Genomic DNA, 26,811 nt, shown 5'->3' on the forward strand with positions numbered 1-26,811 from the left:
GGGCCGGCCGCCGAAACGATCCTTCTCAGACTCAGAGCTAGTTCTCGACCATGGCAGCACACGACCCCCTCGACCACGTCGTCGATCACAACTACCTGGAACTGCCCTGGTGGACGCCTCCCACGTATGAGTGGAAGGTCGAACTGCCGCGCATCCCCGTCATCGGGGTCCCCCTCACCCGGTTCATGGTGATGGAGCTGATCGCGGCGGTCTTGATGGTGCTGATCCTGATTCCGGTGGTCCGCCACATCTCCGCACGAGCGGTGACCCGGGGCGGGTTCATGAACGCCTTCGAGGCGTTGCTCATGTACATCCGGGACGAGGTCGCCCGGCCGGCGATCGGCGGCCACGGGGCCGACCATTTCCTGCCGTACCTGTGGACGGCGTTCTTCTTCGTCCTGTTCAACAACCTGCTGGGGATGATCCCCGGGCTCGCCTCGCCGACCGGCAACATCAATGTGACGGCGGCGCTGGCCGTGATGACCCTGGGGACCGTGCTCACCGCGGGCATCCGCGAGGCCGGCCTGGCGGGCTACTTCGTGGGGCTCGTGCCTCACATCGACGTCCCCCCGGTGCTCAAGCTGTTCCTCTGGCCCCTGATGTTCGTCATCGAGGTGGTGGGCCTCTTGATCAAGCACATCGTGCTGGCCGTGCGACTTTTCGCGAACATGTTCGCGGGGCACGTCGTGCTGGCCGTGATCCTGGGGTTCATCCTGGTGGCCAAGGGGACCCTGTTCTATTTCGTCATGCCGGCCAGCATCACGGGCGTGGTCCTGCTCAGCCTGTTGGAGCTGCTGGTGGCGTTCCTCCAAGCCTACATTTTCACCTTCCTGTCGGCGCTCTTCATCGGTTCGGCCGTTCACCCGCATTGACGGGGAGGCGGCCGCGAGGCCGTGAAGCGAAGTCGGCCGGAGTCGTGGAAGCCGCCGTTGGTTCATGTTCGGTTTGCCTGCAATCTCGTGATAAGTGAAGACGATCGGAGGGGGGGCCCCGAGGCCGCCCTTGATCGCGGCGAGGCGTTGTGAAGCCTCGCGACGTCCGCCTGCTCGTCGAATCGTTACCAAGGAGTCTAGGGTCCGATGAAACTGATCAAGTCCGCCCTGTTCGCGTTCGCCCTGCTGCTGATGAGCGAAGGGGCCGCCCACGCCCAAGACGCCACGGCCCAAGCCGCCGCCGTTGCCGGCAGCCTCAAGCCGATCGGCGCCGGCATCGTGATCGTCGGCGCCTCGCTCGGCATCGGCCTGCTGGCCCGCGCCGCCGTCGAGAGCATGGCCCGCCAGCCCGAGATCGCCGGCAACATCCAGACGGCCATGATCATCGCGGCCGCCCTTATCGAAGGCGTCACGTTCTTCGCGCTGCTGCTTCAGATCATCGTCTGAGCTGGCCCCCAGCACGGCGGCAGTCGGCGTCGCGTCCACCGACGACCCGGCCCCCCTCTTTGGGCGCGGCCGGGTCTTCCTCAACTTTCCCTCGTTCGTCGATCGCATGATCGCGCCCCGCACTCGCGAGAACCAATCCATGCTCCGCAGTTCATCGTTCGCAATGGGGTTCCGGCTCGTCGTGCTGGTCTTGGCCGTCGCCGTCGTCTCGGTCTTCTCGCGGGCCTCCAACGCGGAGCAACCCGCCGCCCACGATGCCCCGGCGCCCCACGGCGTGGCGGTGGTGAAGGCGGAGGCCGGCCATGAAGAACATGGCGGCCACGAAGCGAAGTCCAACCCGATGGAGCCGCAGCCGGGCCTAGCCATCTTTACGGTCCTCGTCTTTCTGGGACTGCTGACGTTGCTCGGCAAGTTCGCCTGGAAGCCGCTGGTCCAGGCTCTCCACAACCGTGAAGAGCACCTCGAACACTGTCTGTCGCAATCGGAAAAAGCCCGCAACGACGCCGAGCGGCTGCTGGCCGACCACCGTCGGCTGATGGCCGAGACCGACGACAAGGTCCGGTCGATCCTCTACCAGGCCCAGCGCGACGCTCAGACGAGCGCGGCCGAGGTGCTCCGCCAGGCCCAGGCCGAGGCCGACGCCTCCCGCGACCGCGCCTCCCGCGACATCGCGACGGCCCGCGACCAGGCCCTGGCCGACATCTGGAGCCAGACCGCCGACGTCGCGGTGAGCGTCGCCGGCCGGGTCCTGGGCAAGAATCTCGGCGACGACGACCGCCGCCGGCTGCTTGACCAGGCCATCGCCGAGCTTCCCGCGGCCCCCAACGGCCAGGGAGGCGTCCGCGCATGACGACCAAGGCATCCGTGCTCTCCGAGGACGACGCCGAAGCGGTCCGGCAGTACGCCGCCGCCTTGCTCGGCGCCGCGGAGAAAGAGAACCAGGTCGAAGCGGCCCTCGACGATCTGGACGCGGTCCGCGTCGAGATCCTCGACCCCAACCCGAAATTCACGCAGCTTCTGGCGTCGCCGCAGATGGCGGGCGACGAGAAGGACCGCATCCTGGTCGAGCTGCTGGACGGCCGGATCTCCAGCGTCGCCCTGCGGTTCCTCCGCGTCCTCAACCGTCACGGCCGGGTCGGCCTGATCGGTCCCCTGTCTCTGGAAGCCCGGAAGATCTGGGATCGTCGTCATGGTCGCATCCCCGTGCACGTGAAAACGGCGTCCCCGCTCGACGCCGGCCAGGAAGCAGCCCTCACGAAGAAGCTGGCCGCCATGATCGCGGCGACCCCGATTCTTCACGTCGTCATCGACCCCGACCTGATCGGCGGTCTGGTCGTCCAGGTGGGCGATCAAGTATGCGACGCCTCGGTACGAACTCGTCTTGAACAGGTACGCCAGCGGCTGATCGAAGGGAAGATGTATGAAATTCAGAAGCGACGAGATCAGTTCAGTCATTCAGCGTGAAGTCGAGCGGTTCTCGCCCGAAATCACCCGGACTGAGGTCGGCACGGTTCTCGAGATCGGCGACGGCATCGCTCGCGTACACGGTCTTTCCGGCGTCATGGCCGGCGAGATGGTCGCGTTCAAGAACGGCGTCAAGGGAATCGCGCTGAACCTCGAAGAGACCTCGGTCGGCGTCATCGTCCTGGGCGACTACACCCAGATCGAAGAAGGCGACGAGGTCACGGCGACCGGTGGACTCCTGCGAGTCCCCGTCGGCGACGCCATGATCGGCCGCGTGGTCAACCCCCTCGGCGAGCCCATCGACGAGCGCGGGCCGATCGTCACGAGCCTCACGCGGGCCATCGAGTCGGCCGCCCCCGGCATCGCCGGCCGCCAGCCGGTCGACGAACCGATGCAGACCGGCATCAAGGCCATCGACGCCATGGTCCCGATCGGCCGAGGCCAGCGCGAGCTGATCATCGGCGACCGCAAGACCGGCAAGACGGCCATCGCCATCGACACCATCCTCAACCAGAAGGGGACGGGCGTCATCTGCGTGTACGTGGCGATCGCCCAGAAGGAGTCGACGACGGCCGGCCTGGTCGACGTCCTCCGCCGCCACGGCGCCATGGACTACACGATCGTGGTCGCGGCCGGCGCCAGCGACCCCGCCCCGCTCCAGTACATCGCCCCGTACGCCGGCTGCGCTATGGCCGAGTACTTCATGTACGAGCAGGGCAAGCCGACCCTCTGCATCTACGACGACCTTTCGAAGCAGGCGGTCGCCTACCGCGAAGTGTCGCTCTTGCTTCGCCGGCCTCCCGGCCGCGAGGCCTACCCCGGCGACATCTTCTACGCCCACTCCCGGCTCCTGGAACGGTCGGCCAAGCTGGCCAACAAGTACGTGATCGTCCCCGAGTCGATCAAGGCCGAGGACGTGACCGAGGACGGCGGCGTCAACAAGAAGGTCTACATCGGCGTCCCCGGCGCCGAAGAGGCCGCGCACGACCTCAAGGCGTCGTACGCCCAGGGGCACAAGATCGCCAAGACGCCAACCTCCGGCGGCTCGCTGACGGCGTTGCCGATCATCGAGACGCTTGAAGGCGAGGTCTCGGCCTACATCCCGACGAACGTGATTTCGATCACCGACGGCCAGATCTACCTCCAGCCCGACCTGTTCTTCGCGGGCGTCCGGCCGGCGATCGACGTCGGTATCAGCGTCTCGCGGGTGGGCGGCAAGGCCCAGATCGCCGCCATCCGCAAGGTGGCCGGCGGCCTTCGGCTCGACCTCGCGGCGTTCCGCGAGCTGGAAGCCTTCGCCCAGCTCGGCACCGACCTCGACAAGGCGACCCAGGCCCAGCTCGACCGCGGCTACCGGATGGTCGAGCTGCTCAAGCAGCCCCAGTACCAGCCGCTCGCCGCCATCGATCAGGTCATGAGCATCTACGCCGGCACCACCGGCGCCCTCGACGACGTTCCGATCCGCGAAGTGCAGCGGTTCGAGAAAGAGTTCCTGGAGTTCGTCAAGACCCAGCGGCCCCAGCTCCGCGCGGCTCTTGACAAGGAAAAGAAGATGACCGACGCGATCGTGGCCGACCTCAAGGCCGCGCTCAAGGACTTCAAGGCGAGCTTCAAGTACGCCGGCAAGCCGGAAGCCGGCGTTGTCGTGGCGACCGCCAAGTCCTGACTCGTCGTCCCCAGAGAGTCGATACCCGATCAGCCCCCGACGCCGGTTTGGCAGACGATCCAAGTCCGGCGTCGGGCGTCCGAGTGATTCCCAAGAGACCCAACGATGGCCAAGGCCCGCGCGATCATCAAACGCCGCAAGGCGGTCGACAATATTCGGAAGATCACCCGGACGATGGAGCTGATCGCCACCGCCAGGTTCCGCAAGGCGATGGATCGGGCCACCGAAGCCGAGGCTTACACGAAGAAGATCGCCGAGCTCGTCTCCGATCTGGGCGAGACCTCCCAGAACGTCGCCCACCCGCTGTTCGCCAAGCGCGAGCCGGTCAAGCGGTCGCTGCTGCTGGTCCTGACCAGCAACCGGGGGCTGGCCGGCGGCTACAACGGCAACGTCCTCCGCGCGGCGTTCCGCACGTACCAGGATCTTCAGGCCGACGGCGTCGTCCCCGACGTCGAGGTCTCCGGCAAGCGGGGCGTCACCTTCTGGAAGTACCGTAAGCTGCCGCTCACCGCCAGCTACACCCAGTATGAGGACCGCCCCCAGTTCGACGACGTCGAGAAGCTCGCCGAACGGTACATCACGATGTTTCTGAAGGGCGAGATCGACCGCCTCGACGTGGTCTATACCGAGTACGTCAATGCATCCCGCCAAAACGCCGTCGTGAAGACCTTGCTGCCGATCCCGACCGCCGACCCCGGCGCGTCGCGGCCGAATCCCGAGACGGCCGACGCGGCCGCCGGAAAGGGAGTCGGAGCGAAGGCTGAGGCCGTCCCTTACGAGTACATCCCGGACGCCCAGGGGATTCTTGAGGAGATCGTGCCGGTCTCGTTCAAGGTCCGGCTGTTCAAGTGCTTCCTGGACGCGGCCGTCAGCGAGCAGATCGCGCGGATGGTGGCCATGCGGGGGGCGACCCAGAACGCCGACGACCTCGTCAAGGAACTCACCCGGTCGTACAACCGGGCCCGGCAATCGCAGATCACCCGCGACCTGGCCGACATCGTGGGAGCGGCGGCCGCCCTGAAGTGAGCCGCCGAGGGCCGGCGACCCCGTCGGCCCGAACCCGAAACAACGCTTCGGACTCGAATGACGCGAGACCGGAGAATCCGCGGACGATGCAGATAGATATATCAAGATTGATGCGTCCCTGGCGCTTGAAGACGAGGATTGCCGTAACATGTCGACCGCTACCAAGAATGGACGAATCGCCCAGGTGATCGGCTCGACCTTCGACGCCGAGTTCGACGAAGGCGAGCTGCCGAACATCTACAACGCCCTGACGATCGATTCCGAGGACAAGGGGCTGTCGATCCAGTTGACCGGCGAGGTCCAACAGCACCTGGGCGGCAACCGGGTCCGCTGCGTGGCGCTCGGATCGACCGACGGCCTGGTCCGCGGAATGACCGTGGTCGACAGTGGCGCGCCGGTCAGCGTCCCGGTCGGCAAGGAGGCTCTGGGGCGGGTCTTCAACCTGCTCGGCCAGCCGATCGACGGCCGCGGACCGGTCGTCACTTCCGAAAAGTGGCCGATCCACCGCGACCCGCCCCAGTTCGACGACCTCTCGGCCAAGACCGAGCAGTTCGAGACCGGCATCAAGGTCATCGACCTGCTGACCCCGTTCGTCCGGGGCGGCAAGATCGGCCTGTTCGGCGGCGCCGGCTTGGGCAAGACGGTCATCCTCCAGGAGATGATCTCCCGCATCGCGTCGGTTCATAGCGGTTATTCCGTGTTTGCGGGGGTCGGCGAACGAACCCGCGAGGGGAACGACCTCTGGCTGGAAATGCAGGAGACCAAGGTCGGCAGCACCGGCAAGTCGGTCATCGACTCGACGGTCATGTGCTTCGGCCAGATGAACGAGCCGCCGGGCGCCCGGCTACGGGTGGCCCTGTCGGCCCTCACCATGGCCGAGTGGTTCCGCGACACCACCGGGGCCGACACGCTGCTCTTCATCGACAACATCTTCCGGTTCAGCCAGGCGGGCTCCGAGGTGTCGGCGTTGCTGGGCCGGATGCCGTCGAACGTCGGCTACCAGCCGACCCTCGCCACCGAGATGGGCGCCCTGCAGGAGCGGATCACCTCGACCAAGAAGGGTGCCATCACGTCGGTGCAGGCCGTCTACGTCCCCGCCGACGACATGACCGACCCCGCCCCCGCCACCACCTTCGGCTTCCTCGACGCCTTCATCGTGCTCTCGCGGTCGATCTCCGAAAAGGGCATCTACCCGGCCATCGACCCGCTCGCCTCCAACTCGCGAATCCTCGACCCCCAGTACGTCGGCGAGGAGCACTACGAAGTCGCCCAGCGCGTTCTGAAGATCCTCCAGCGGTACAAAGAGCTTCGCGACATCATCGCGATCCTCGGCGTCGACGAGCTTTCGGAGAACGACAAGCAGATCGTCGCTCGCGCACGCCGCATCGAGCGGTTCCTCTCGCAGCCGTTCTTCGTTGCCGAGGTCTTCCTCAACAAGCCGGGCGAGTACACCAAGCTGGCGGACACCATCCGCAGCTTCAAGGAAATCTGCGACGGCAAGTGGGACCACCTGCCCGAATCGGCCTTCATGTACGTCGGCTCCATCGAGCAGGCCGAGGAGCAGGCCAAGAAGATGGGCGCGATCTGATTCCTCCTCGGTCCAGGTTCGGGAGTTCGTAACACGATGGCCAGTCATTCCGAAACCGGCGACGACCGCGGCGCGGGGCTTCATGCGAGGCTCCAGTGCCAGGTCGTCACCCCCGAGAAGACGCTTTTCGACAAGACCGTCGATTTCGTCGCCCTGCCCCTCTACGACGGCGAGCTAGGGGTCCTCCCCGGCCGCTCGCCTCTGATCGGCCGGCTCGGTTACGGCGAGCTCCGCACCAGGACGAACGACGCCGTCGAGCGCTACTTCGTCGACGGCGGGTTCGCCCAGATTCGCGGCAACCTGGTCACCATCCTGACCAGCCGCGCCCTGCCCGCCAGCCAGATCGACTCGTCCAACACCGCCGAGGCGCTCGAAAAGGCCGAGCAGCAGCCGGCCCACACCGACGAGGCCGTGGCCGAAAAGACCAAGACCGTCGCCCGCCTCAGGGCCATGCTCCGCGTCAGCGGCAAGCACTGACCCAACTTGGCCCTCCGAAATCCGGGACCGAGCGGACCTCCTCGAATTGGGTTCGCTCGGTCCCTTTTTCCTGCGCCTTCCCGCCCGGTCCGGCCCTTCCCCTCCTCCACCGCCGCCCCATCGCCCCTGCTCCCCAATTGGGTTCGTTCGACGCTCGCAAACGATCCCATTTCCAGATGTAAGTCTATTTCAGGAAGGGATTTGCAGCCGTCCGGAGTTTTGGCTTCGCTCGACCGAAAAACCAACCGGATTCACCCGGATCGACGGGCTCGGCCGGCCCTCCTCGGCCCGTCCAGGGCTTGCTTTCGGTCCGTCGGGCATTGGCTTCGATCGTCCGTTTTTTGCTCTTCCTCGCGGGCCTTTTCGCCCCCCTTCACGATCCAGCCGGATTGCCAACGAGCCCTCCGCGCGCAGCGTCCCCTACGGTTAACTTACTCCCGAACCGCCACATTCGGCGCGCTCTTGTCCCCGGAGTCTTGAAATCGAGTCGCCGGCGATGAACCGGTCCGGCTCGGCCCGCGACTGTCTGTGAGTTGACGCTGGGGAGGCGAAGCATGGACCAGGATCGTCGGGATCTCGAACGCGAGCTGCTTGTTCTGCGCTGTCAGCGCGGGGAGCGTTCGGCCTTCGACGAGTTGATCCGGTCCTGGGAGCAGCGGCTGTTCTTCTACGTCCGGCGGTTGGTCGCGAACGAGGAGGACGCCTGGCAGGTCCTCCAGGACGTGTGGCTTCAGGTGGTCCGGGGCGTCCATGCCCTCCGCGATCCTCAACGGCTGCCCGTCTGGTTGTATGCGGTCGCCCGCAACAACGCGCTGAGCCATCACCGCAAGGCGTACGTCCGCGACCGCGTGCTCGACGCCACCGCGACCGTCGCGACGCGAGTCGACGACCAGGCTCGGTTCGAGGTGGCCGATTTCGTCCATCATGGGCTCGCGCTGCTGGCCGAAGGGGACCGCGAAATCCTGACCCTTTTCTTCCTTCGCGACCTCAGCGTCAACGACGTGGCCGAAGTGCTCGGCATTCCGCCGGGGACGGTCAAGTCCCGGCTGCACAAGGCGAAGAAGTCCCTGCGCGACGTTCTCGAACGAGAAGGAGCCCACGATGAATGACCGGACCGAAGCCATCGACAAGCTGCTCAACGACCTGGAGCCGACCGACCCCGCCCTCCAGGCGCGCTACCGTTCCATCCTCGACGCCGGCCTCGCCGATCTCAAACCGGGCGGCGGCAAGGCCCGCTACATCGCCGTCGGCCTGGCGGGTCTGATCGGCTGCGTGGTGTGCGGGTCGCTCGGCCTGACGGAGCCGGAATCGACGCCCCGGGCGGTGCGCTGGCTCCTCATCTTGTTCGCCTTCTTCGGCCTCGGCTGGACGTTGCTGGCCGGCTGGATGCTCGCCCGGGGTCGCGGGAATTTCGCCGCCGAGCGACTCATCGCCGCGCGGATGGCCTTCGGCTTCACCCTGGTCGCGGTGACGGCCCTGTCCTTGACCTCGTCCCTGCTCGGCAAGGAATCGGCGAGTATGCCGCTGGTCGCGACCGGCCTCGCCCTCCTGATCCTCGGCGCGGTCCTGCTCATCGGTGCCCGGATCGAGCAAGCCGTTCTGACGATCCGCGAGCAGATCCTCCGCCTCGAATGCCGCACCGCCGGCTTCGCCGAGGCCGTCAGCCGGGCGCGTGAGGCTCGCAGCGGTCAGATAGAATAGGGAGAGAAAGTGCGTCGGAATCATCGAGCCGCCGAATCCGCATTTTCAATACTCTGCGAGGGCCTTCTTGATCTCCTCAAGGAAATCGCATGAGATAGACTTCACGGGCACTCGTGGTTCTTACGATCGCAGCCCCCGTAGGACGCCGAGCGGACGCTTCCGCAAGACACCCGGATGGGGGTCGCGAAGTTCTTTCCATCGGTCATTTGCTTCAAGGAGACTTACCCATGCGAGCAGTTCTTCTCAGCATCGGCGTCATCGCCGCTGGAAGTCTCCTGAGCGGTTCGGCGACCGCCCAGTACGTCCCGTACCCCACCGGAGAGGGCTTCTACTATGACATGGGATTCGTGCAGCAAGATCCTTTCCAGCCCTACGGGAACGGATACGGCGCACAAGTCAACGGCGGCAATGGGGATCTGATGGGAAATGTTGGGTGGGCCAATCAAGACCTACAGATGTTCCCCAACGATCTGCGCCAGTATCAGAATCAACTGTACGGGGCGCAGCCGCGGTACTTTTACCCGAAGAATGTGCTGCGTCCGGATCCGATGCGGCAGACGCAATACATGCAACAATTCCCTTATGTCCAACAACTCCAGCCCATGCAACAGCCCCAGTACGGGCCACAGCCTCAATATATGGCGCAGCCCAAGATCGCCCCTCACCTCAATTTCGCCCAGCAGCCCTTCTACATCATGCCGGTCCCGACGATTGAGTCGTTCAACGTACGCTGACTCGGGCGGTAGAGGGGCGTAATCCTGGGGATAACTGAGATCGGCTCACAATCCTTCCGTCTCGGCTGGACGCCGCTGAACGCCCGGCGGTTCGCCCGAAGCCTTCGCCGCGCGGATGGCCTTCGGCTTCACCCTGGTCGCGGTGTGGCCTTCTCATTGACCTCGTCACTGCTCGGCAAGGAATAGGCAAGCATGCTGCTCGTCGCGGCGGGCCTCGCCCTGCTGATCCTCGGTGTTTTCTTCCTCATCCGTGCCCCAATCATGCAAGCCGAGCAGTCGATCCGTGATCAGATCCTCCCCCTCGAATGCCGCACCGCCGGCTTCGCTGATGCCGTCGGCCGGGCGAGATAGGAAATGAGAGCGTTTCGCCCCTGTTTTCGCCTCCCAAGGGCCTCTCGCCCTGGAAAATCCCCGGTCACCACAAATAGCAAGGCAGGATTCGCATGGGACGGATCTTCGAGAAGCGCAAGGCTTCGATCTTCAAAACCTCCGCTCAGAAATCAAAGCTCTTTTCCAAGTATGGAAGGCAATTGTACATGGCCGCCAAGAATGGCGTGCCCGACCCGGACGCCAATCCGGCCTTGCGCGCTCTCGTCGAGAAGGCGAAGCGCGACAACGTAGCCAGTCATGTGATCGAAAAGGCGATCCAGAAAGCGGCCGGCGCGGGGGGCGAGGACTTCCAAGCCGCGCGTTATGAGGGGTTTGGTCCCGGTGGCTCCTTGCTCATCGTCGATTGCTTGACCGACAACAACACACGCACCATCTCCGCCGTTCGCAATTGTTTCAGCAAGACGGGGTCCAAATTAGCTGCCAATGGATCCGTGGCCATGTCTTTCGACCACCTGGCGGTGCTTTCTTTCAATGGTGACGACGAGGAGAAAGTGATCGAGGCCATGTTCGCCGCGGATGTCGCTGTTGAAGACGTCGAATGCAGGGATGGCACCGTTACGATTTTCGCCCCTCCCGCCGAGTTCTATAAAGCGAAAATGGCCCTGCACGAGGCGTTCCCCGCCCTTGAGCTGGAAGTGCAGGAAATCACTTTCCTCCCGCAGTCGAGCAAGACTCTCAGCGGGGACGATTTGGGCGCGTTCGAGAAATTGCTAGGCATGCTCGACGATTGCGATGACGTGCAAGAGATCTACCATAATGTCACCCTTCCCATTGAACCTGCGTCCGGATAGACCCATCATCAAAGAGGCTCGATCGGAAAGAGTAACGGGGACAAAAGAGAAACGGGGACAAAAAGAGAAACGGGGACATAGCGAATTGATTCATTCCGAGGCCGTCTCCAGGGTCGAACCAATGAAAGCTCTATGTCCCCGTTTTCGTGCGCACATCTCCCGAGTTCGCGACGAAGAAATCTGGGCCTATAGGTGACGGTCCTAGGATCGGTTAGACAATGAAGATAATCAATACGTTTGGAGAGTGTTGTGAACTTCACCAGAAATGGGGGGCGGCTTTGTGAAGCATGAGGATGCTGAAGGGTACGTAGCTCAGCCCTTCGAGGGTCTCGTCGAGTCGCTCGTAATCCCGGTTCAGGCGGCTGAACCGCGCCATTCAGCGGTAACTCTTCCAGCGTTCTCTCGGAGATACTGGACCGACGCGACGATTAGTGGCGGATCGACCGTGGCCTGTGGTGTATCGACGGGACCCATTGGGTGTTGTTGGTGAATGGATAGTGGGTGGAGTTGCAAAAATGAAAAGGCTTTTAGCATGGACTCTAATGGTGATGGTAATGATAGTATTGTGGTTGCCCGGATTGGGAACTGTTGTGGCGACGCACCGTCGTTACAAAAGGCTGTCATACGGTATTTGGGGTTACTACATAAAGGAACAGGTGGATGGAGTTGTCGTATATGATGGCATAAGACCGTTGTAACCGTTCACGGGTCGGCGCTGTTGAATCAGCGCGAGCCGACTGAGGGCGGGGTCAGCGATGGGACGGCGAGGGCCGCGCGATGGGCCTGGAAGGCGGAGGTCAGATAGTCGAGCACGTTGCGGCCTTGTCGTCGGCAGGTGGCGACGACCGTCAGCATCCGCTCGACGAACCGACTCCCCGAAGCGCTGGCGGTCCCGCCGCTGATCCGTCGCCAGATCACGGCGTGACGCACCGCGCGTTCCGAGACGTTGTTGGTCGGCTCGACGCCCGGCCGCCGCGCGAAGTTCCACAGCCCGGCTTCCAGCCGCAACAGCTCCGAGCACGTACCGGCCGCCCGCTCGCTCGCGCACCGCGCGCCGGCCTCCAGCGTCGCGTGGACCAGCCGTTCCAGACCGCCGATCGCTTTTTGATATGTCGCTCCGCCGAGCAGTCCGTCGCGCGCCTTGCGATGGATCCGGAACAGCCGGTTCGACAACCCCAGCAGCCGGCCGCCGAACTTCGCGCCGACCCCGCCGCGGTCGATCATCGCCTGGAAATCGCGGCGGAGATGGCTCCAGCACAGTTGCCGGTCCGCCGCGGCGATCCAGTTGTACGCGCTGAAGCGGTCGCTGCCGACGGTCCGGTCCGGCCTGTCGCCGAGCAGGCTTCGGGCGACCTCGCCGGAGCGGTTCGCGGCGATCGCGAAGACCGTGGCGGTCGGGGTCGTCGCCGCCCACAGCCAGGCCCGACGGCCTTGCTCGCGCCAGCCGGTCTCGTCGACGTTGACCACGGCCGCCTCGTGGACCGCCGCGGCCAGTTCGCGGTGGGGTTCGGCCAGGGCGAGGGCCGACCGCCGCTCCAACTTGGCGATCATGCCGGTGGAGATCGACAGCCCCAGCAAGTCGCCGGCCAACTGGCGGATCTGCCGCTTGCTCAGCCGATAGGCCCCGGCCAGGGTCGCCAGCACCGCCTGGAGCCGCGGGCCGAAACAACTCGCGGAGCCCCCCTCGGGGAGCGTGCCGCAAGTCGACGCGCCGCAGCCGGGGCAGGTCAGACGATGCAACCGATACTGATCCACCCACGGATCGAACCGGGGGATTTCGGCGACCTGATGGACCAACGGCGCCGGATCGACGCCGTCGAGCGGCCCCTTGCACCGCCGGCACGACGTCGGCTTGCAGTCGGTCGACGAGTCGAGCTGCTCCGGCGGAACCAGCGGCCGGACCGCCCTGCGATGCCCGGGCTGTCCGCCCCGCTTGCGTCGCGACGGCGGCGCCGGCGGCTTCCGCTTCACCCCGATCGGGTCCGACGACGGCGGCTTCGACGAGTTGGTCGAGTTCTGGTTCAGCCGCGCCTCGAGATCGGCGATCCGCCGCTCCAGAACGTCGATCCGCCGCTGTGTCGCCAGAAACACGGCGGCGACGGCCGCCTGCGCGTCAGGCGGCACTTTACTCCAAAGCTCCTCGGGGATCGGCGGCGCGTTCGTCATTACGACGGTATAGCGCCCTCAACGGCAAAGTTCAATACCAGGCCGTGACCGCTTACCTTCATGGGCGGCTCGTCCCAGTGAATCAGAGGCTTCAATGGATTCACGTTCGCCCCCAGGGCGAGAGTCAAGCAGCGCGATGCAACCAGCTGATCGCGCGTGTGGGCAGTGCATGGTGTTCGAGAGGACCAACTCAGCAATCGCCACCGCGATGCAACCAGCCGGTCGCGCGCTAGGGCAGTGCATGGTCCTCAGAATTTGCTGATTGTCCTGTATCGCGTGGAAACCTCGTCGGCGATTCTCTCGGCCTCTGTCCAGACCGGCATCGCCTCCCATGGTCGGAATGCGCTCCGCCAACATCGCCTCGCTCTCGCGGCGAAGATCTCTGCGATGCGCTCGTGGTCCTCGGCCGCCCGTCGATGCTCCTCGGCGATGCGGTCCCGCGCCCGCGCCACGGCTGCCAGCCAACGCGCATCGGCGATGCGGTCCCCCTCCTTCTCGGCGGACGCGGGGTACAAGTGGTCCATGTTGGGGTCATCGCAGTAGTAAATAAAGGGAGAGGGCGGGTGGGGCAGGCCACAATCCCGATAAAGCGCCGCCAGGGAGCGGCACATCCGACTCAAATCATCCGCTTGCAAGCACAGAACCCTACAGCGCAAGAAATGGGGGACGGCGTGTCTCGCGAACCGGGCTGGGGCGAGGATCAAGGCGACGACCGAGACCGCGAGCATCAGGCGGCGAATCGTGAACTGCATGCGGGGCGGTTTCATGTCCGAGCCCTCGTTGAGTCTCGACCGTTTCGATGCCGACGGACGCGACCAGGCGTCAACCCTCGGCCGCTGTCCGCGTCCGGGGCCTCCCGTAGTCGGGCATTCAGCCGACCGCCGATCCTGCCAGCCTTTAGCGGTCGGCGGTTCATGAGTGGCCGTCGACCGTTTGAGAGGCTCGACCGATCCACGAAGGCCATTCTCCCACGGCGCTCGAGGGAGTGGCTACGACGTTCGTCATGCTGTCGGTCGTAACCACCACTGTGTCGGTGTGGTCGGGTCCGGGTGGACAACGCTTACGGATATCCCGAACGACCAAGCCACTTTGTACAGGGCCACTCAGACACCGCTCGGAGGCTGGTACATTAAGTATGTGACGTAGTGTTCAGGCGAGTAGGTGCTGCCCGCGGGAACCTTGTGCCCGATGGTCAGATTTAGAACTATACCCTGGTAATATTTCATCATTTGACTATCCCACATGGATACTGCCCGACTAGTTTCACCTGCGGAGACGCTCCACTCATGAACATAAACATCCGGGGGATATCCAGCGAGCCAATAGCCCGTCTTCCCACATGGGTCATCGAGGTTCCACTCGCCGGACGCCCATCCCGGCGGACTGGATCTTTCGTCCCTCGCCTCCATAATTTCGGTTCTTGGCAAACCCGTCACTCTGTCATTGAACCTACGCGATCGATCCGGCTTCACCAGTTGAAGAAACATGAACTTACCGCCGACCGATGATGCCGCCTTGGTGCTGGCTGTGATCTCGATCCCGGACTCCGCTTCGGTCTCGCCATAGGGAGTAAGGCACAATCCTGTCCAGATAAAAGCGTATGGGTTACCGGCTTGCGGCGTACCCTGATGCTCCACCGTCAATGTGGCCGTGTCCGGAGAGACGGTGGTGAACGTGCAGTGCAAGACGGAATCCGGGGCCGTGCCCGTGGGCTCCGCTTTATACTTGATCGTCAACTTCACATCGTAATTCTGCGGGGCGACCGTGGCGGGGATGATGAAATCATACCCCGCCTGATTAGTGGGCACCCCGGGCGTCATGCTGACGAACTTGTGCAGGGACGAAGCGTCCTGGCCGTCACCGCCGAAATAGCTCTTAATGTCGCTGCCGCCGGACCAAGTATAGGACAAGATCTTCGATGTATCGATGTTCTCCACCCAGAAGTGCATGATGTCGCCAATCGGAGCCGGGTTGTTGTTGTAGAGGATCCAATTCTTCGGCTTGGCAGGGTCTTCTCCCGGGGCCAAGATCGAGCCTACGCTGCCGCCGCTGCCCTTCAAGGTCGGATAGTAGGCCGGGGGGTTGCCGCCGGAGCCGCTCATCGTCGTGAAGTCGAGCGTGGAATCGCGAGCGGTGGAGCGGCTGGCACCAGGAGCGAGGGCCAGGGGACGAATCGCGCCAGGCGTCGAGACAGCGGTTGATCGCGAGCGTGAGAATCCGGCGCGGCTCGCCGGCCCCGCTACTGCACCGCCCGCGGCCGGCGTGTTTCCGGCGTTCGACGAACGCATGGCGAGATGAACGGAATTCGATCCGGCCGACGCCGTGAAGATGCCGTTTGCTCCGAGCGCGGATGTGTGAGCGACGTGGTGCTGTGAGCCCGCTGCTTTCGACGCCGTCAATCAAGCCACGACCACCGAATTCCCGAAGCCGCGGTGAGCCAGAGATGCACCGTCGCCGTTAACGAGCCCCTGGATTCGCACTGGCATCGCGGTCGAAGCACTGTTTCTCCCGTAGCCGACCCACCCTCCATGAGCCGTCGGAGACGGCACGGCAACGCCGGCGACCAGCGTCGACAGCACGAAGCGTTCCTCGAGATGATCGATCTTGGGTGTCAACGTCCGCGATCTGCGCGCGGAGCGTCTCATGCTTCGTATCCTCGATGATTTTGGCCACGGGTGCGTCAAGTCAACGGAGTTCAACCATCGGCGATCTGCTGGCTATCTTGCACGGGATGGCGGGAATTGGTGGGCACGCGATAAACCGGACATTAAGCCCGTACGAATTGCTCTGTAGAAAACCCGTGAACCGTCGTCCACTGGCGGTCGTAGAATGACATGTGACTACGAGCAAATCACCACTGCGGGTGTTCCAGGTCGCCTACGAGGCGGCTTGTCGCGCCCTTCCGGCGCACCGCCACCAGTTCAGCCCCAAGAAGTTCACCCAGCCTCAACTTCTGGCCTGCCTGGTGCTCAAGGAGTTCCTCCGCCTCGACTACCGCGGGTTGGCGGCGCATCTGGCGGACCAGGCCGACCTCCGGGACCGGATCGGGCTGACGGTCGTCCCGCACTTCACCACGTTTCAGAAGGCCGCACAGCGGTTGCTGGCCTCGGTCCCCGGCCGCCGGATGTTCGACGCCGTGCTCGATCGTGCGAGGGAGGACGGCACGCTGAAGCGCCGCGTCCCGTTGGCGGCCGTCGACGGCACGGGGATGGAGTCGCGGCACGTCAGCCGCTACTACGCCAAGCGTCGCTCCGCCGGAGACTCCGACCCCGCCAGGACTTACGCGCATTATCCGAAGGTCGTCTTCGTGGTCGACTGCAAGAGCCATATGATCCTCTCGGCGGTCCCGGGGCGTGGCCCGGCGTCGGATCTGGTGCAGTTCGGCCGGGCCTGGACCCAGGCCGTGCGCCGCGCCCGGATCGACACGCTGCTGGCCGACGCCGACTTCGACGCCGAACGGGTCCACCGGGCCGTCCGGTCGCACGGCGTGCGGACGATCATCCCGCCGAAGCGGGGCCGGCCGACCGACAAGCCCCCCACGGGCTGGTGGCGGCGGGTGATGAAACAGCGTTTCGCCGGGCTCAAACGCAAGTACGGTCAACGGTGGCAGGTGGAGACGGTGAACTCGATGCTCAAGCGGCGCTTGGGCTCGGCCCTCCGCGCGCGGAAGCATCCGACCCAGTGCCGCGAGATCGTCCTTCGGGCCATTACCCATAACGTCATGATTGTGCGACTACGGGTTTTCTACAGAGCAACGACGGACGGTTTTGCGACTCAACGCCGACTCCTGGATCTTGATGGCTTCCGGGCCCAGGCGTACGACCTGCTGACCACACCTGCCGCCCAAGAGGCGTTTCGGATCGACAAGGAGGACCCGAAGACGCGCGACCGGTACGGCCGTAACATCTACGGCCAGAGCGTCTTGCTGGCCCGCCGCCTGGTCGAGGCCGGGGTCCGGGTCGCCAGCATTTCGTGGGCGCCCGACGCCAACGCCACATGGGACACCCACGGCAACAACTTCACCGCTCTGAAAAACAGGCTGCTGCCGCAACTCGACTCCGCCCTCTCGTCTCTGCTGGACGACCTCCAGACGCGAGGCCGCCTCGATCGGACGCTCGTCGTCGTCATGGGCGAGTTCGGCCGCAGCCCCAGGGTCAACGCCGGCGCCGGCCGCGATCACTGGAACTTCGGATACAGTCTGTTCTTCGCCGGGGGAGGGATCAAGGCGGGCCATGTCCACGGGGCCAGCGACAAGATCGGCGGCCGTCCTCAACTTGATCCCGTCACCCCGGCCGAGATCATCGCCACGATCTACCACTGTCTGGGAATCTCCGCCGACACGATCCTCCACGATCAGTTCCAGCGGCCGATGACCGTCGTCCCAGACGGCCGCCCGATCAACGCCTTGCTCGCCTGAGCCCCGGCTCGGTCCTTCGACCTCGGACGGTGAAAGCGGAAGACGTACGATAGAATGGGCCTGGATGACGGTCGAAGAGGACCGTGTGCCGATCGCTTCGCCCTTCCGAAAGGCTGATATGCTCAACAACGTGCGGGTTGCCGCGGTCGCCGTCGACACCCAGCCCGGCCGGGTCGCGGAGAATTTGGAGAAGATCTCCGCCTGGACCGGGAAGGCGGCCTCGGCCGGCGCTCAATTGGTTCTATTCCAGGAGCTGTCCCTATCGGGATTTATCCCGAATCATCCCACGCAGAACCACGACGCATGGCTCCGCGAGGCGCTCCAGTTCGGCCGGGAGACAGCGGAACGCCTCGACGGCCGGGCCGTGCGTCAACTCTCGAAGCTCGCCGCCGAGCATGACGTGCTGGTCTCGGCCGGCCTGCTGGAAGACGCCGGAAACGTGCTCCACAATACCCAAGTCCTGGTCGATCGGACCGGGCTGCTCGGGCACTGGCGGAAGATGCACGTCCCGATGTACGAGACGCCGTTTTATAACGGCGGCGGCGCGCCCGACGTGGTCGAGACTCCGCTGGGTCGGATCGGCGCGAATATCTGCTTCGACGTCCTGATCCCCGAATCGACCCGCCTGCTCGCGGTCAAGAACGTCGAGATCGTCCTGTTCCCGTTCGCTTCCGACCCGCCCCCCGTGACGCCGCAGGGCTGGGCCGAGTGGGCGGGGACCGCGCTCAGGTCCAGGTGCGCGGAGAACGGCGTCTACGGCGTCGCTTGCAATTATGTCGGCGCGGTGACCTGTGCGTCCGTCAGCCAGTTCTTCCCCGGCGGTGGGATGGCCGTCGACCCTCGGGGCCGGATCTTCGGGGATTGGACCGCCTCCACCGGGGAGCCGGGCATGATGGTCGTCGACCTCTCGGCGGAGTTGCTCCGCCAGGCGAGGGCGGAGCCAGAATACCTCTACCGCTTCCGGCGCCCTGAACTGTACGGATCTCTCACCAGCACACGTTGAACGTACCGGGGTCACGGACGCCGCGCATGCCCGTCGTCGGCGTCCGGACCGGCTCACGCCTTGCGGTCGCGAATCCAGGAGAAGCTGGCGGCGGGCTCGGACTTGGACCGAGCTTCGAGTTCGGGGGCGAGATTCTCGTAGCGCTGGGGCTGGTTGCAGATGTAGTCTTGGGCCTTGGCGGCTTTGCCGGTGAGGGAAAGCGAGCCGATGTTCCAGGCCTTGTTCAAGTGGCTGATGATGCCCGCGTACTCGGTGGTGGTGTAGACGCCGGTGCGCTGGGTGACGTTCGAGTAGTGGTCGAACAGGTCGGGGTCGCGACCGTCTTCCATGCGGGCACCGGGCATCGAGATCAGGCGGCGGAGCATGTGGCGGTAGGCCAGCATCGCGTTCTCGGGGTCGCCCTTGAAGATCTCGCCTACGATCTTGGTGTAGAAGACTTCGTGGCGGGTCTCGTCGGCGGCGATCTTGCGGCAGATCTTGGCCAACGTCTCCTCGCCGGAGCGATCCACCAGCCGGGCGAGGTTGCCGTGGCTCAGGCGGGTGGCCCGCTCCTGGAACGAGGCGTAGATCAGCCCCGCGTAAGGGTTGCCTTCGTTGCCGGTCGTGAAGCCGTTGCGGATCAGGTGGTGGATCGTCGTCTCGACGCTGCGGATGTCGACGCGCCCGGTCAGTCGGAGATAGGCGTTGAGCAGGTCGCCGTGACGGTTCTCCTCGGCCGTCCAGCCGCGGAGCCAGCGGGCCCAGGGGGTGTCGGTGATCCCCGTCGGGTCTTTGGCGATCTGCTCGAGCGAGATCGAGTAGTTCGGCAGCGCTTCCTCGGTGATCATGTTGCCGACGAGCACGACCAAAAGGTCGTCGGGCACGCAGAGCGCCCCTTCGCGGAACGCCTTCAACTGGTCGTACCAGTCCTCGGCGGAGAAGTCGGGGAGGAAGTCGGTCGGCTGCCAGGCGGATTCGACCGGCGCGAGCAGAGCCAGATTCTCCTCAACCTGATCCTGAAGGCTTGCGACAATACTCATGGGCGGAGTCACCTGTAATTCTCGATCGGGAAGGCGAACGGAGACCGCGTAAGCGTCTATGTCTCGTTATGACGGGGAGTTGCAATCAGCATGCCGCGCCGAGGCGGCCGTCGCGCCGTTCATCCCACCGCAGTGCGCGGCGGCGTTTCGCGGGCGCGGCAGAGGTCGGCTTCGCGACAACGGCCGCACGAGGCGAAGAATGCGCTTTCCCAGTCGAAGTTGGCGGGATCAGCGAGGGAGCGCATGGTGAATCTATCGAACTTTCCTGCCTGGCGAGTGGAGAGAATCCGGGCCGAAGCGAGGAGGCGAAATCATCCACGCGAGCGAATGGAGCGCCGTCGTCGCCTCGATTCAAGACGATTCGCGGCGTCGGCCTGACGGACCAGAAACCGCAACAAGGGAAGGAGCCCGTACCGCTCCCGATTCCCCGTCGGATTCCGATTCTCGCGAATAGGATGAATTTGTCGATATCATTCAACAGATAACGAAAGCCGGCCCAGAATGCCAGGGCGGCCGGATTCGATTTCCAAGATCAGAAGGCGCGTCGCTCGAAAAAGCCGGGCCGGTGGACCAGCGGGCGCGTTTCCCAATCATGACCGTTCCAGTAATGATGATCGACGTGTACGTCGGCGGCGTCGAGGACGATTTCGAGGAAGCCCGGCGGGTTGGCGCCGCTCGGATCGCGGAGCAGCGGAGCGCCCGCGTTCAGGCAAAGCTGGTCGGTGATCTCGGTCGGTCCGAACGCCCAGGCGCGGTGGACGTGGCCGCAGCAATAGAGGTGGGGACCGACGGTCGACAGCCACCGGCCGACCTCGCCCGCGTTCGTCATCCGCTTGGGATGAAGCTCGTCGCGGAACGGCTCCGGGGCATCGAGCGGGTAGTGGCAGGCGACGATCAGGCGGTCGCCTGCGCGTCGGCGTTCATTCCACAGCGCCTTCGCCGCTTCGAGTTGCGAGCGGGGAAGCATGCCGCGCGCCGACCAGCCGGCGCGAGTGGGGTCGAGGCCGAGGATCGACGTCCGGTCGTCGAGCGGTCGAATCCACGGGTAGTCGGCCGCGCCGGCGAACTCTCCGAACGTCTGCTCAAAATGGCGGTCGCGCGCGGCGGCACCGGTGTAACGGTCGTGATTGCCGGGGATCACCGTGGCCCGCGCGGGATCGCCGAGCCAGAGGGCAAGGGCCTCGCGCGCGGCCTGGAACTCGATCGGCAGGGCCGTCGTGGTGAGGTCGCCCGAGATCAGGATGTGGTCGGGCTTGAGCGCGACGACGCGGTCGACGACGTGCGCCAGCCGCTCCAGCCGGAACTTGCGGGCCCGCCTGACCAGGAGCGCGCTCATCCCAAAGAGCCGCTTGTTGAACAACTGCGCGGGGTTGATCGCGTAGCGCCAGACGTGGACGTCGGAGACGTGGACGAGTCGAATCGGCGGCAAGGCGGACGTTCCGGATGGAAGGATGGCGGATGAGCTGGGCCGAAATCAGCCGTGCCAGCCGACCCAGCCGACGAGGATATCGTAGGCGGTGTGCGCGCCGACGGCGATCCCGAAACCCCGGAGGATGAACACCCAGGCGAAAAAGACCCCCGCCATCCAGCGGAAGACGAATGCGAACCAGGTGAACGACTCGCCGGGGTTACCCGCGTGATGAGCCAGCGAGAACAAGAGCGCCGACCCCGTCACGGCCAGGGCGCACGCCAGCACCTGCGGCGTTTGCAAGATCCGCAGGGCGTAGAAGAAGATCGGCACCAACAGCAGGCGGAAGAGAGCCTCCTCGTAAACCCCCGCGCCAAGGAAGCCGATGAGCTGGGCCAGCTCTTTCCGGCCGGCGTCGGGAGCGACCTGCAAGAGCCGAAGCGTCGGGCCTGATCGCTCCAGGTAGGAGAAACCGAGGTCGACGAGCCGGCTGACGCCGACGAGGCAGACGGCCAGAACGAGGCTCTCGATCAGCATCCCCGCGACGATCGTCGGCGAGAACCGCCATTCCTTGGGTCGCACGGCCTGCCAGCCGAGGAGGATCATCAGCAAGGCCAGCGGTAGGAACCAGTGATCGGTGAGCCCGAGTTCCGCCAGCGACCGGCGCATCCAGGCGTCGGCCCCGGTCCGGATCGTGTTCGACGAGACCCCCGCCAGCCAGGCGACTCCGCCTTCATAAGCCAGGACGATCGGACCGACGAGGGCCAGCGACGGCAGCGGCCGCCGCGTGCTCCCCCAGTACCCTGGAGGGGCGGGCTCCATCGGTTCGATGTAAAGCCGGCGCTTCGACCGCCGCTCGCTCCAGCGTTCCTCGCCGTCGCGGGATCGCGTCAGCCGATAGTCCGGTTGCGAGCGGGAAGTATTCATGGGTACTCTCGATCGATCGCCGTCGGCCGCGGATTCGAGAAACGTCGCCTTCACCCCGGGGGCCGCCGCTCCGTTTCGAACGCTCCAAACTCTTCGTTCTCGTCGAAAATTACGAAATAGGCGTCCGTCTTGTGGGCGTGGTGGGAGGCGGCTAGGATAACCTTATCATACGGATGGGTCGTCCGCTTGACGGCGTCGCAGGCCGGCTTCAGAATAGTGCAGCCCGTGGTTTTCCTTGGTCTGCGATCGGAATTCGTCAACGACGACGCGAGCCGGAACGGCCCCGATCGTCCGGTTCGCACGGGTTCAAACAGTCTCCTTTGCAAGGATCAAAAGATCCTCTGACGCGCCTTGGCGTCGGGCGATCGCTGTTTGCAACGAACCTCGCGAACGAGGCGGGCTCCGTTTTTTGGGGAGGGGATCGCGTGATCGTGCGGCGACGTCTGGTTCTGGAATTCGGGCTCTTGGTTGTGCTGCTGACGTCGGCCGGCTGCTCCGACAGCTTCCTCGCCGGTCCCATCGTCTACGAAGAACAAGAGACGATGACCAAGGAATTGCCGGGGAAATCCAATCTCGCGGGCAAGCCCGTGATTCAGGACAAGGTTCGTAAGGCCCTGGCCGAGTCGTTCGGCGAGTCTCCCCAGAAGATGCGCGTGCAACCCGGCGCGCCCCTCACGGGCGCCGACAGCGGCTATGTGGGCATGCGACTGGCGAACCGGATGCAGGGAGCGGACGGGAAAGTCGGGCCGGTCGCAGTCCGCCGCGCCGACGGGACGACCGCCACCCAGACCGGCGGCTACGGCCTCTATCGCCGCCATTGCCTCCACTGCCACGGCGTCAGCGGTGCTGGCGACGGGCCGACGGCCGCGTTCCTGTACCCGATCCCGCGCGACTACCGTCGGGGCCTGTTCAAGTTCACGTCGACGCCCAACGGTGCCCGGCCCGACCGCGACGACCTGCGGCGGACCGTCCGCCACGGCCTCCACGGCACGTCAATGCCCGCCTTCGAGGCGCTCATGACGGACGAGGAGATCGAGGAAGTCGTCGATTACGTGATCTTCCTGACCAATCGCGGCGAGACCGAGCTGGCGCTCATTGAGGAAGGCTTCATCGCCGACGAGAAAGACCCCGACGCGATCTCCGAGGACGTGGTTAAAGACCTGATCGAGGGGGTTTTCAAGAAGTGGACGACCGCGCCGGCGACGGTGGTGAATCCACCTATACCGCGGACCCCTTCGAGCCAGGCGAGCATCCTCCGGGGGCGGGAGCTGTTCCTCGGCAAGACCAAGGAAAAGCTCGAATGCGCCGGCTGCCACGGGCCCCAGGGCCGCGGCGACGGACCGAGCTTCGTGAGCCAGGACGTCTTCAACGCCGTGGTTTTCGGTGGCGACCCGAGCGAGCGGCAGAAGCGGGTCGACGCCCTCGACGCGAAGACGAAGGAACTCTGGGGCCAGAAGCTCGACGAATGGGGCAACCCGCTGCGTCCGGCCAACCTGAACCGCGGAGTGTACAAAGGGGGGAGACGGCCGCTCGACATTTACTGGCGGATCGCCAAGGGGATCACCGGCGCCCAGATGCCGGCCCACTACCCGACCATCAACCATGAACAGATCTGGGACCTTGTCAATTTCGTGCTGGCGCTGCCGTATCAGCCCCACCTGCTTCGAGGCGGCGAGCCGTCGGACGCCGAGGCCGAGGCGGCGGTCGCCCATCGCTGAGGAACGAGACGGAGACGGCCGGCCGTCGCGGCTCGCGACGGCGCGGGTCGACTGGTCTTCGCCGAAGATTCGGCTGCTTTCAAACTAAGTGACGACGCGGCCCGGCCCGGTCCGACCGTCGGTACACTCGAATCCAAGGGCTGGTCCTGGGGGAGTCTCCTCGTGCGATACTGGAGTATCCTGTTCGCCGTCGCCGCCGTCTTCAGCGTCGGGGCTTTCGTCTACGCTCCGTTCTCGGCCGACTGGTGGCTGCCCAACGTCGCCGGCGACCCCTACCATGTCGTCTCCACGTTCGGTAAGGAGATCGACAGCCTCTACTTCATCATCCTGGGGATCACCGGCGTCGCCTTCATCGGCACCCAGATCGTCCTGGTCTGGGTGCAGTACCGGTACGTCGACGAGATCGGCCCGGACGGCAAGCCGACGCGCCCCGCGCAGTATTTCCACGGCAGCCAGCGGCTCGAGGTCGTCTGGACGATCATCCCCGCGGCGATCCTGGTGTTCCTCGCCCTCTACCAGATGGACACCTGGGCGAGCATCAAGCTCCGGTCGGCGACGCCCCGGGTGCCGGTGCTGGCCGAGATCACGGGGCGGCAGTTCCAGTGGGTCATCAAGTATCCGGGGCCTGACGGCAAATTGAACACGGCCGACGACCTGTTCACCGTCAGCGACCTGCATTTCGTGAAGAACCAGACGGCCCTGATCCAGCTCAAGTCGTCGGACGTACTCCACTCGTTCTTCCTTCCTCAGATGCGGATCAAGCAGGACGCCGTGCCGGGGATGACGATCCCCGTCTGGTTCGACGCCGACACGGCGGGCCACTACGAGCTAGTGTGCGCCGAGCTTTGCGGCTGGGGGCACTACAAGATGCGCGGCCACGTCACGGTCCACGAGACGGAAGAAGAATTTCAGAAATGGCAGGCCGACCAGTTGGCCGAACAGAACCGGAGCCAGCTTTCGATGGCCTCGGAATCCCAGGGGAGGTGATCGGAAATGGGTGCGGACTTGACCGCCAACGGTTCCCACGGCGCGGCTGCCGTTCCCGCCGGGGGGGATGATCACGGCCATTCCGACGGCCACGACCACATCCACCCGGCGCCGTCCAACTTCTTGTCGAAGTACGTTTTCTCGCACGATCACAAGATCATCGGCATCCAGTTCCTGTTCTCGGGGCTGATCTTCTTCGTGCTCGGCGGCCTGCTGGCGATGGCCGTCCGCTGGCAACTCGCCTGGCCCTGGAAGCCGGTGCCGATCCTGGCGAAGGCCCTCTGGTCGCACCCGGCCCTCGGTTACCAGATGCCGCCGGAGGACTACAACAAGCTGTTCACGATGCACGCGACGATCATGATCTTCTTCGTGGTCATCCCGCTGTTGACCGGCGCGTTCGGCAACTTCCTGATCCCGCTCATGATCGGCGCGCGGGACATGGCGTTTCCGAAGCTGAACATGTTCTCTTACTGGTTCATGTGGCCCGCGTTCATCATCATCACCTACTCCTTCTTCGTGGAAGGCGGCTCGGCGGAAGCCGGCTGGACGAGCTATCCACCGCTCTCGGTGTTCCGATGGTCGACGCCCGGCTCGCTCAACGGACAGACGTTCTGGCTCCTGGCCCTGCTGTTCGCCGGCATCTCGTCGCTGATGGGTTCGATCAACTACATCACGACGATCGTCATGCTCCGGTCGCCTGGAATGAAGATGTTCCGGATGCCGATGACGGTCTGGGCGATGTTCATCACGGCGTTGCTCCAAGCGTTCGCCCTGCCGGTCCTGACCTCGGCCTTGATCATGCAGCTCCTCGACCGGACGGCGGGCACGAACTTCTTCAGCCCGGTGGGCCACACGGTCGCCAACTCTCCGCCGGTGGTCGGCGGCGGCGGCCCCCTGCTCTTCCAGCACCTGTTCTGGTTCTATTCGCACCCGGCGGTCTACATCATGATCCTGCCGGGCATGGGGATCGTCTCGGACGTGATCGCCACGTTCTCGCGGAAGCCGCTGTTCGGCTACAAGCCGATGGTGCTGGCGATCGCGGGGATCGCCGGCCTCGGCTTCATCGTCTGGGGCCACCACATGTTCCAGTCGGGCATGAACCCGCAGCTCGGCGCGACGTTCATGCTGTCGACGATGATGATCGCGCTCCCCTCGGCCATCAAGGTGTTCAACTGGCTGGGAACGATGTGGGGCGGACGAATCCAGTACACGTCGGCGATGCTCAACGCGATGGCGTTCGTCGCGATGTTCATCATCGGCGGCCTGTCGGGGATCTTCATGGCGGCCACGCCGGTCGACATGCACATCCACGACACGTACTTCATCGTCGGCCACATCCACTACGTGCTGTTCGGCGGCAGCACGTTCGCGATCTTCGCGGGCATCTACTACTGGTTTCCCAAGATGTTCGGAAGGATGATGAACGAGCGTCTCGGCCTCATCCACTTCTTCCTCACCTTCATCTTCTTCAACGGCACGTTCTTCCTGATGCACATCATCGGGATGCACGGCCATCCCCGGCGGATCGCCGATCCCACGGCCTACGAATTCCTCCGAGGCGCGGGCGTGACCGGGATGAACCAGTTCATGACCCTGAGCGCGTTCGGGCTGGGGCTTACCCAGTTGATCTTCGCCTATAATTTCTTGTCCAGCCTGGTGGTGGGGGCCGAGGCCGGTCCCAACCCCTGGAACGCCAACTCGCTCGAATGGTCGACGGCGTCGCCGCCGCCGCATTATAATTTCGAGACGCTGCCCCGGGTGTACCACGCCCCCTACGAGTTCAGCGTGCCCGGCGTCGAGGCCGACTTCGTGCCCCAGACCGTCCCCCTGCCGCGGAACATCACGCTCGATCCGGTCATGGCCTGAACGAAACGGGCCTTGTCCTCCCGCTCGTTCGCGAGCCCGTTCCGGGCTTCCGAGCGAGCGGCGGCGGACCTTCCGGCCGCCGCG

General features: G+C 64.8%; 24 protein-coding genes. 18 read left to right on the plus strand and 6 right to left on the minus strand.

The features are described from left to right. Positions 1–50 precede the first annotated feature (50 nt). The 13 genes from atpB to BSF38_RS07690 all read left to right on the plus strand — a co-directional run bounded on the left by atpB (position 51) and on the right by BSF38_RS07690 (position 11,216). Positions 51–872 carry a F0F1 ATP synthase subunit A gene (gene atpB / locus BSF38_RS07635; RefSeq protein ID WP_076344456.1) on the plus strand — a complete coding sequence of 274 codons (822 nt, stop codon included), beginning with the start codon at positions 51–53 and terminating at the stop codon, positions 870–872. Positions 873–1,079: 207 nt separating this feature from the next. Further along, on the plus strand, positions 1,080–1,379 hold the full coding sequence (atpE, locus tag BSF38_RS07640) for an ATP synthase F0 subunit C (RefSeq protein WP_076344458.1): 300 nt from the start codon (positions 1,080–1,082) through the stop codon (positions 1,377–1,379). A gap of 139 nt (positions 1,380–1,518) precedes the next feature. Beyond that, complete coding sequence (gene atpF / locus BSF38_RS07645; protein ID WP_145952012.1) at positions 1,519–2,229, plus strand: F0F1 ATP synthase subunit B; 711 nt, start codon at positions 1,519–1,521, stop codon at positions 2,227–2,229. Continuing rightward, positions 2,226–2,843, plus strand: coding sequence for an ATP synthase F1 subunit delta (atpH, locus tag BSF38_RS07650; protein ID WP_076344460.1), 618 nt, complete (start codon positions 2,226–2,228; stop codon positions 2,841–2,843). The genes atpF and atpH overlap by 4 nt, the downstream gene beginning before the upstream one ends. After that, positions 2,800–4,509, plus strand: coding sequence for a F0F1 ATP synthase subunit alpha (gene atpA, locus BSF38_RS07655; protein ID WP_076344462.1), 1,710 nt, complete (start codon positions 2,800–2,802; stop codon positions 4,507–4,509). The genes atpH and atpA overlap by 44 nt, the downstream gene beginning before the upstream one ends. Before the next feature lie 105 nt (positions 4,510–4,614). Next, positions 4,615–5,535 (plus strand): ATP synthase F1 subunit gamma, encoded by a 921-nt coding sequence (gene atpG / locus BSF38_RS07660; RefSeq protein WP_076344464.1) that lies wholly within the window; start codon positions 4,615–4,617, stop codon positions 5,533–5,535. Between the two features lie 148 nt (positions 5,536–5,683). Further along, a complete protein-coding gene (atpD, locus tag BSF38_RS07665; RefSeq protein ID WP_076344466.1) occupies positions 5,684–7,123 on the plus strand; it encodes a F0F1 ATP synthase subunit beta in 1,440 nt (479 codons plus the stop codon). A 36-nt stretch (positions 7,124–7,159) separates the two neighbouring features. Continuing rightward, positions 7,160–7,600 carry an ATP synthase F1 subunit epsilon gene (gene atpC / locus BSF38_RS07670; RefSeq protein WP_076344468.1) on the plus strand — a complete coding sequence of 147 codons (441 nt, stop codon included), beginning with the start codon at positions 7,160–7,162 and terminating at the stop codon, positions 7,598–7,600. Between the two features lie 554 nt (positions 7,601–8,154). Next, entirely contained in the window at positions 8,155–8,709 is a 555-nt protein-coding gene (locus BSF38_RS07675) for an RNA polymerase sigma factor (protein ID WP_076344470.1), read from the plus strand. Continuing rightward, positions 8,702–9,301, plus strand: a complete 600-nt coding sequence (locus BSF38_RS07680; protein ID WP_076344472.1) for a hypothetical protein — start codon at positions 8,702–8,704, stop codon at positions 9,299–9,301. The genes BSF38_RS07675 and BSF38_RS07680 overlap by 8 nt, the downstream gene beginning before the upstream one ends. Before the next feature lie 227 nt (positions 9,302–9,528). After that, entirely contained in the window at positions 9,529–10,035 is a 507-nt protein-coding gene (locus tag BSF38_RS07685; RefSeq protein ID WP_076344474.1) for a hypothetical protein, read from the plus strand. Between the two features lie 192 nt (positions 10,036–10,227). Continuing rightward, the gene (locus BSF38_RS31260) at positions 10,228–10,386 is read left to right on the plus strand and encodes a hypothetical protein (RefSeq protein WP_168189333.1); all 159 of its coding nucleotides are present in this window, start codon (positions 10,228–10,230) and stop codon (positions 10,384–10,386) included. A 92-nt stretch (positions 10,387–10,478) separates the two neighbouring features. Further along, a complete protein-coding gene (locus tag BSF38_RS07690; protein WP_076344476.1) occupies positions 10,479–11,216 on the plus strand; it encodes a YebC/PmpR family DNA-binding transcriptional regulator in 738 nt (245 codons plus the stop codon). A gap of 723 nt (positions 11,217–11,939) precedes the next feature. Here the strand turns inward: BSF38_RS07690 and tnpC are convergent. The 3 genes from tnpC to BSF38_RS07705 form a co-directional block, all read right to left on the minus strand. Beyond that, positions 11,940–13,382: an IS66 family transposase gene (gene tnpC / locus BSF38_RS07695; protein ID WP_076344478.1), complete on the minus strand. Its 1,443-nt coding sequence runs from the start codon at positions 13,380–13,382 to the stop codon at positions 11,940–11,942. Positions 13,383–13,630: 248 nt separating this feature from the next. Next, positions 13,631–13,906, minus strand: coding sequence for a hypothetical protein (locus BSF38_RS31265; RefSeq protein WP_168189334.1), 276 nt, complete (start codon positions 13,904–13,906; stop codon positions 13,631–13,633). A 579-nt stretch (positions 13,907–14,485) separates the two neighbouring features. Continuing rightward, positions 14,486–15,781 carry a hypothetical protein gene (locus BSF38_RS07705; RefSeq protein WP_145952014.1) on the minus strand — a complete coding sequence of 432 codons (1,296 nt, stop codon included), beginning with the start codon at positions 15,779–15,781 and terminating at the stop codon, positions 14,486–14,488. Positions 15,782–16,218: 437 nt separating this feature from the next. Here BSF38_RS07705 and BSF38_RS29860 point away from each other — a divergent pair, with 437 nt between their 5' ends. Then, entirely contained in the window at positions 16,219–17,799 is a 1,581-nt protein-coding gene (locus tag BSF38_RS29860) for an IS5 family transposase (RefSeq protein WP_145952015.1), read from the plus strand. A 118-nt stretch (positions 17,800–17,917) separates the two neighbouring features. Beyond that, positions 17,918–18,802, plus strand: a complete 885-nt coding sequence (locus tag BSF38_RS07720; RefSeq protein ID WP_076350672.1) for a carbon-nitrogen hydrolase family protein — start codon at positions 17,918–17,920, stop codon at positions 18,800–18,802. A gap of 53 nt (positions 18,803–18,855) precedes the next feature. Here BSF38_RS07720 and BSF38_RS07725 read toward each other — a convergent pair whose 3' ends face one another. From BSF38_RS07725 to BSF38_RS07735, 3 genes are all read right to left on the minus strand, one after another. Then, complete coding sequence (locus tag BSF38_RS07725) at positions 18,856–19,821, minus strand: acyl-ACP desaturase (protein ID WP_076344484.1); 966 nt, start codon at positions 19,819–19,821, stop codon at positions 18,856–18,858. 532 nt (positions 19,822–20,353) lie between these two features. Beyond that, on the minus strand, positions 20,354–21,250 hold the full coding sequence (locus BSF38_RS07730; protein ID WP_237170786.1) for a metallophosphoesterase family protein: 897 nt from the start codon (positions 21,248–21,250) through the stop codon (positions 20,354–20,356). A 45-nt stretch (positions 21,251–21,295) separates the two neighbouring features. Continuing rightward, positions 21,296–22,156, minus strand: a complete 861-nt coding sequence (locus BSF38_RS07735) for a CPBP family intramembrane glutamic endopeptidase (protein ID WP_083713799.1) — start codon at positions 22,154–22,156, stop codon at positions 21,296–21,298. Positions 22,157–22,581: 425 nt separating this feature from the next. Here BSF38_RS07735 and BSF38_RS07745 point away from each other — a divergent pair, with 425 nt between their 5' ends. The 3 genes from BSF38_RS07745 to BSF38_RS07755 all read left to right on the plus strand — a co-directional run bounded on the left by BSF38_RS07745 (position 22,582) and on the right by BSF38_RS07755 (position 26,727). Beyond that, positions 22,582–23,874, plus strand: a complete 1,293-nt coding sequence (locus tag BSF38_RS07745; RefSeq protein ID WP_237170787.1) for a c-type cytochrome — start codon at positions 22,582–22,584, stop codon at positions 23,872–23,874. A 162-nt stretch (positions 23,875–24,036) separates the two neighbouring features. After that, complete coding sequence (locus BSF38_RS07750; RefSeq protein WP_076344488.1) at positions 24,037–24,861, plus strand: cytochrome c oxidase subunit II; 825 nt, start codon at positions 24,037–24,039, stop codon at positions 24,859–24,861. A gap of 6 nt (positions 24,862–24,867) precedes the next feature. Continuing rightward, positions 24,868–26,727 carry a cytochrome c oxidase subunit I gene (locus BSF38_RS07755; RefSeq protein ID WP_076344490.1) on the plus strand — a complete coding sequence of 620 codons (1,860 nt, stop codon included), beginning with the start codon at positions 24,868–24,870 and terminating at the stop codon, positions 26,725–26,727. Positions 26,728–26,811: the final 84 nt, after the last annotated feature.

It is taken from the genome of Paludisphaera borealis, from assembly GCF_001956985.1.
GTDB lineage: Bacteria > Planctomycetota > Planctomycetia > Isosphaerales > Isosphaeraceae > Paludisphaera > Paludisphaera borealis.

Bases quoted from the DNA above. Each gene is read 5' to 3' on its own strand.
- atpB (WP_076344456.1), top strand. From the start codon at position 51: ATGGCAGCACACGACCCCCTCGACCACGTCGTCGATCACAACTACCTG.
- atpE (WP_076344458.1), top strand. From the start codon at position 1,080: ATGAAACTGATCAAGTCCGCCCTGTTCGCGTTCGCCCTGCTGCTGATG.
- atpF (WP_145952012.1), top strand. From the start codon at position 1,519: ATGCTCCGCAGTTCATCGTTCGCAATGGGGTTCCGGCTCGTCGTGCTG.
- atpH (WP_076344460.1), top strand. From the start codon at position 2,226: ATGACGACCAAGGCATCCGTGCTCTCCGAGGACGACGCCGAAGCGGTC.
- atpA (WP_076344462.1), top strand. From the start codon at position 2,800: ATGAAATTCAGAAGCGACGAGATCAGTTCAGTCATTCAGCGTGAAGTC.
- atpG (WP_076344464.1), top strand. From the start codon at position 4,615: ATGGCCAAGGCCCGCGCGATCATCAAACGCCGCAAGGCGGTCGACAAT.
- atpD (WP_076344466.1), top strand. From the start codon at position 5,684: ATGTCGACCGCTACCAAGAATGGACGAATCGCCCAGGTGATCGGCTCG.
- atpC (WP_076344468.1), top strand. From the start codon at position 7,160: ATGGCCAGTCATTCCGAAACCGGCGACGACCGCGGCGCGGGGCTTCAT.
- BSF38_RS07675 (WP_076344470.1), top strand. From the start codon at position 8,155: ATGGACCAGGATCGTCGGGATCTCGAACGCGAGCTGCTTGTTCTGCGC.
- BSF38_RS07680 (WP_076344472.1), top strand. From the start codon at position 8,702: ATGAATGACCGGACCGAAGCCATCGACAAGCTGCTCAACGACCTGGAG.
- BSF38_RS07685 (WP_076344474.1), top strand. From the start codon at position 9,529: ATGCGAGCAGTTCTTCTCAGCATCGGCGTCATCGCCGCTGGAAGTCTC.
- BSF38_RS31260 (WP_168189333.1), top strand. From the start codon at position 10,228: ATGCTGCTCGTCGCGGCGGGCCTCGCCCTGCTGATCCTCGGTGTTTTC.
- BSF38_RS07690 (WP_076344476.1), top strand. From the start codon at position 10,479: ATGGGACGGATCTTCGAGAAGCGCAAGGCTTCGATCTTCAAAACCTCC.
- tnpC (WP_076344478.1), bottom strand. From the start codon at position 13,382: ATGACGAACGCGCCGCCGATCCCCGAGGAGCTTTGGAGTAAAGTGCCG.
- BSF38_RS31265 (WP_168189334.1), bottom strand. From the start codon at position 13,906: ATGGACCACTTGTACCCCGCGTCCGCCGAGAAGGAGGGGGACCGCATC.
- BSF38_RS07720 (WP_076350672.1), top strand. From the start codon at position 17,918: ATGCTCAACAACGTGCGGGTTGCCGCGGTCGCCGTCGACACCCAGCCC.
- BSF38_RS07725 (WP_076344484.1), bottom strand. From the start codon at position 19,821: ATGAGTATTGTCGCAAGCCTTCAGGATCAGGTTGAGGAGAATCTGGCT.
- BSF38_RS07735 (WP_083713799.1), bottom strand. From the start codon at position 22,156: ATGAATACTTCCCGCTCGCAACCGGACTATCGGCTGACGCGATCCCGC.
- BSF38_RS07755 (WP_076344490.1), top strand. From the start codon at position 24,868: ATGGGTGCGGACTTGACCGCCAACGGTTCCCACGGCGCGGCTGCCGTT.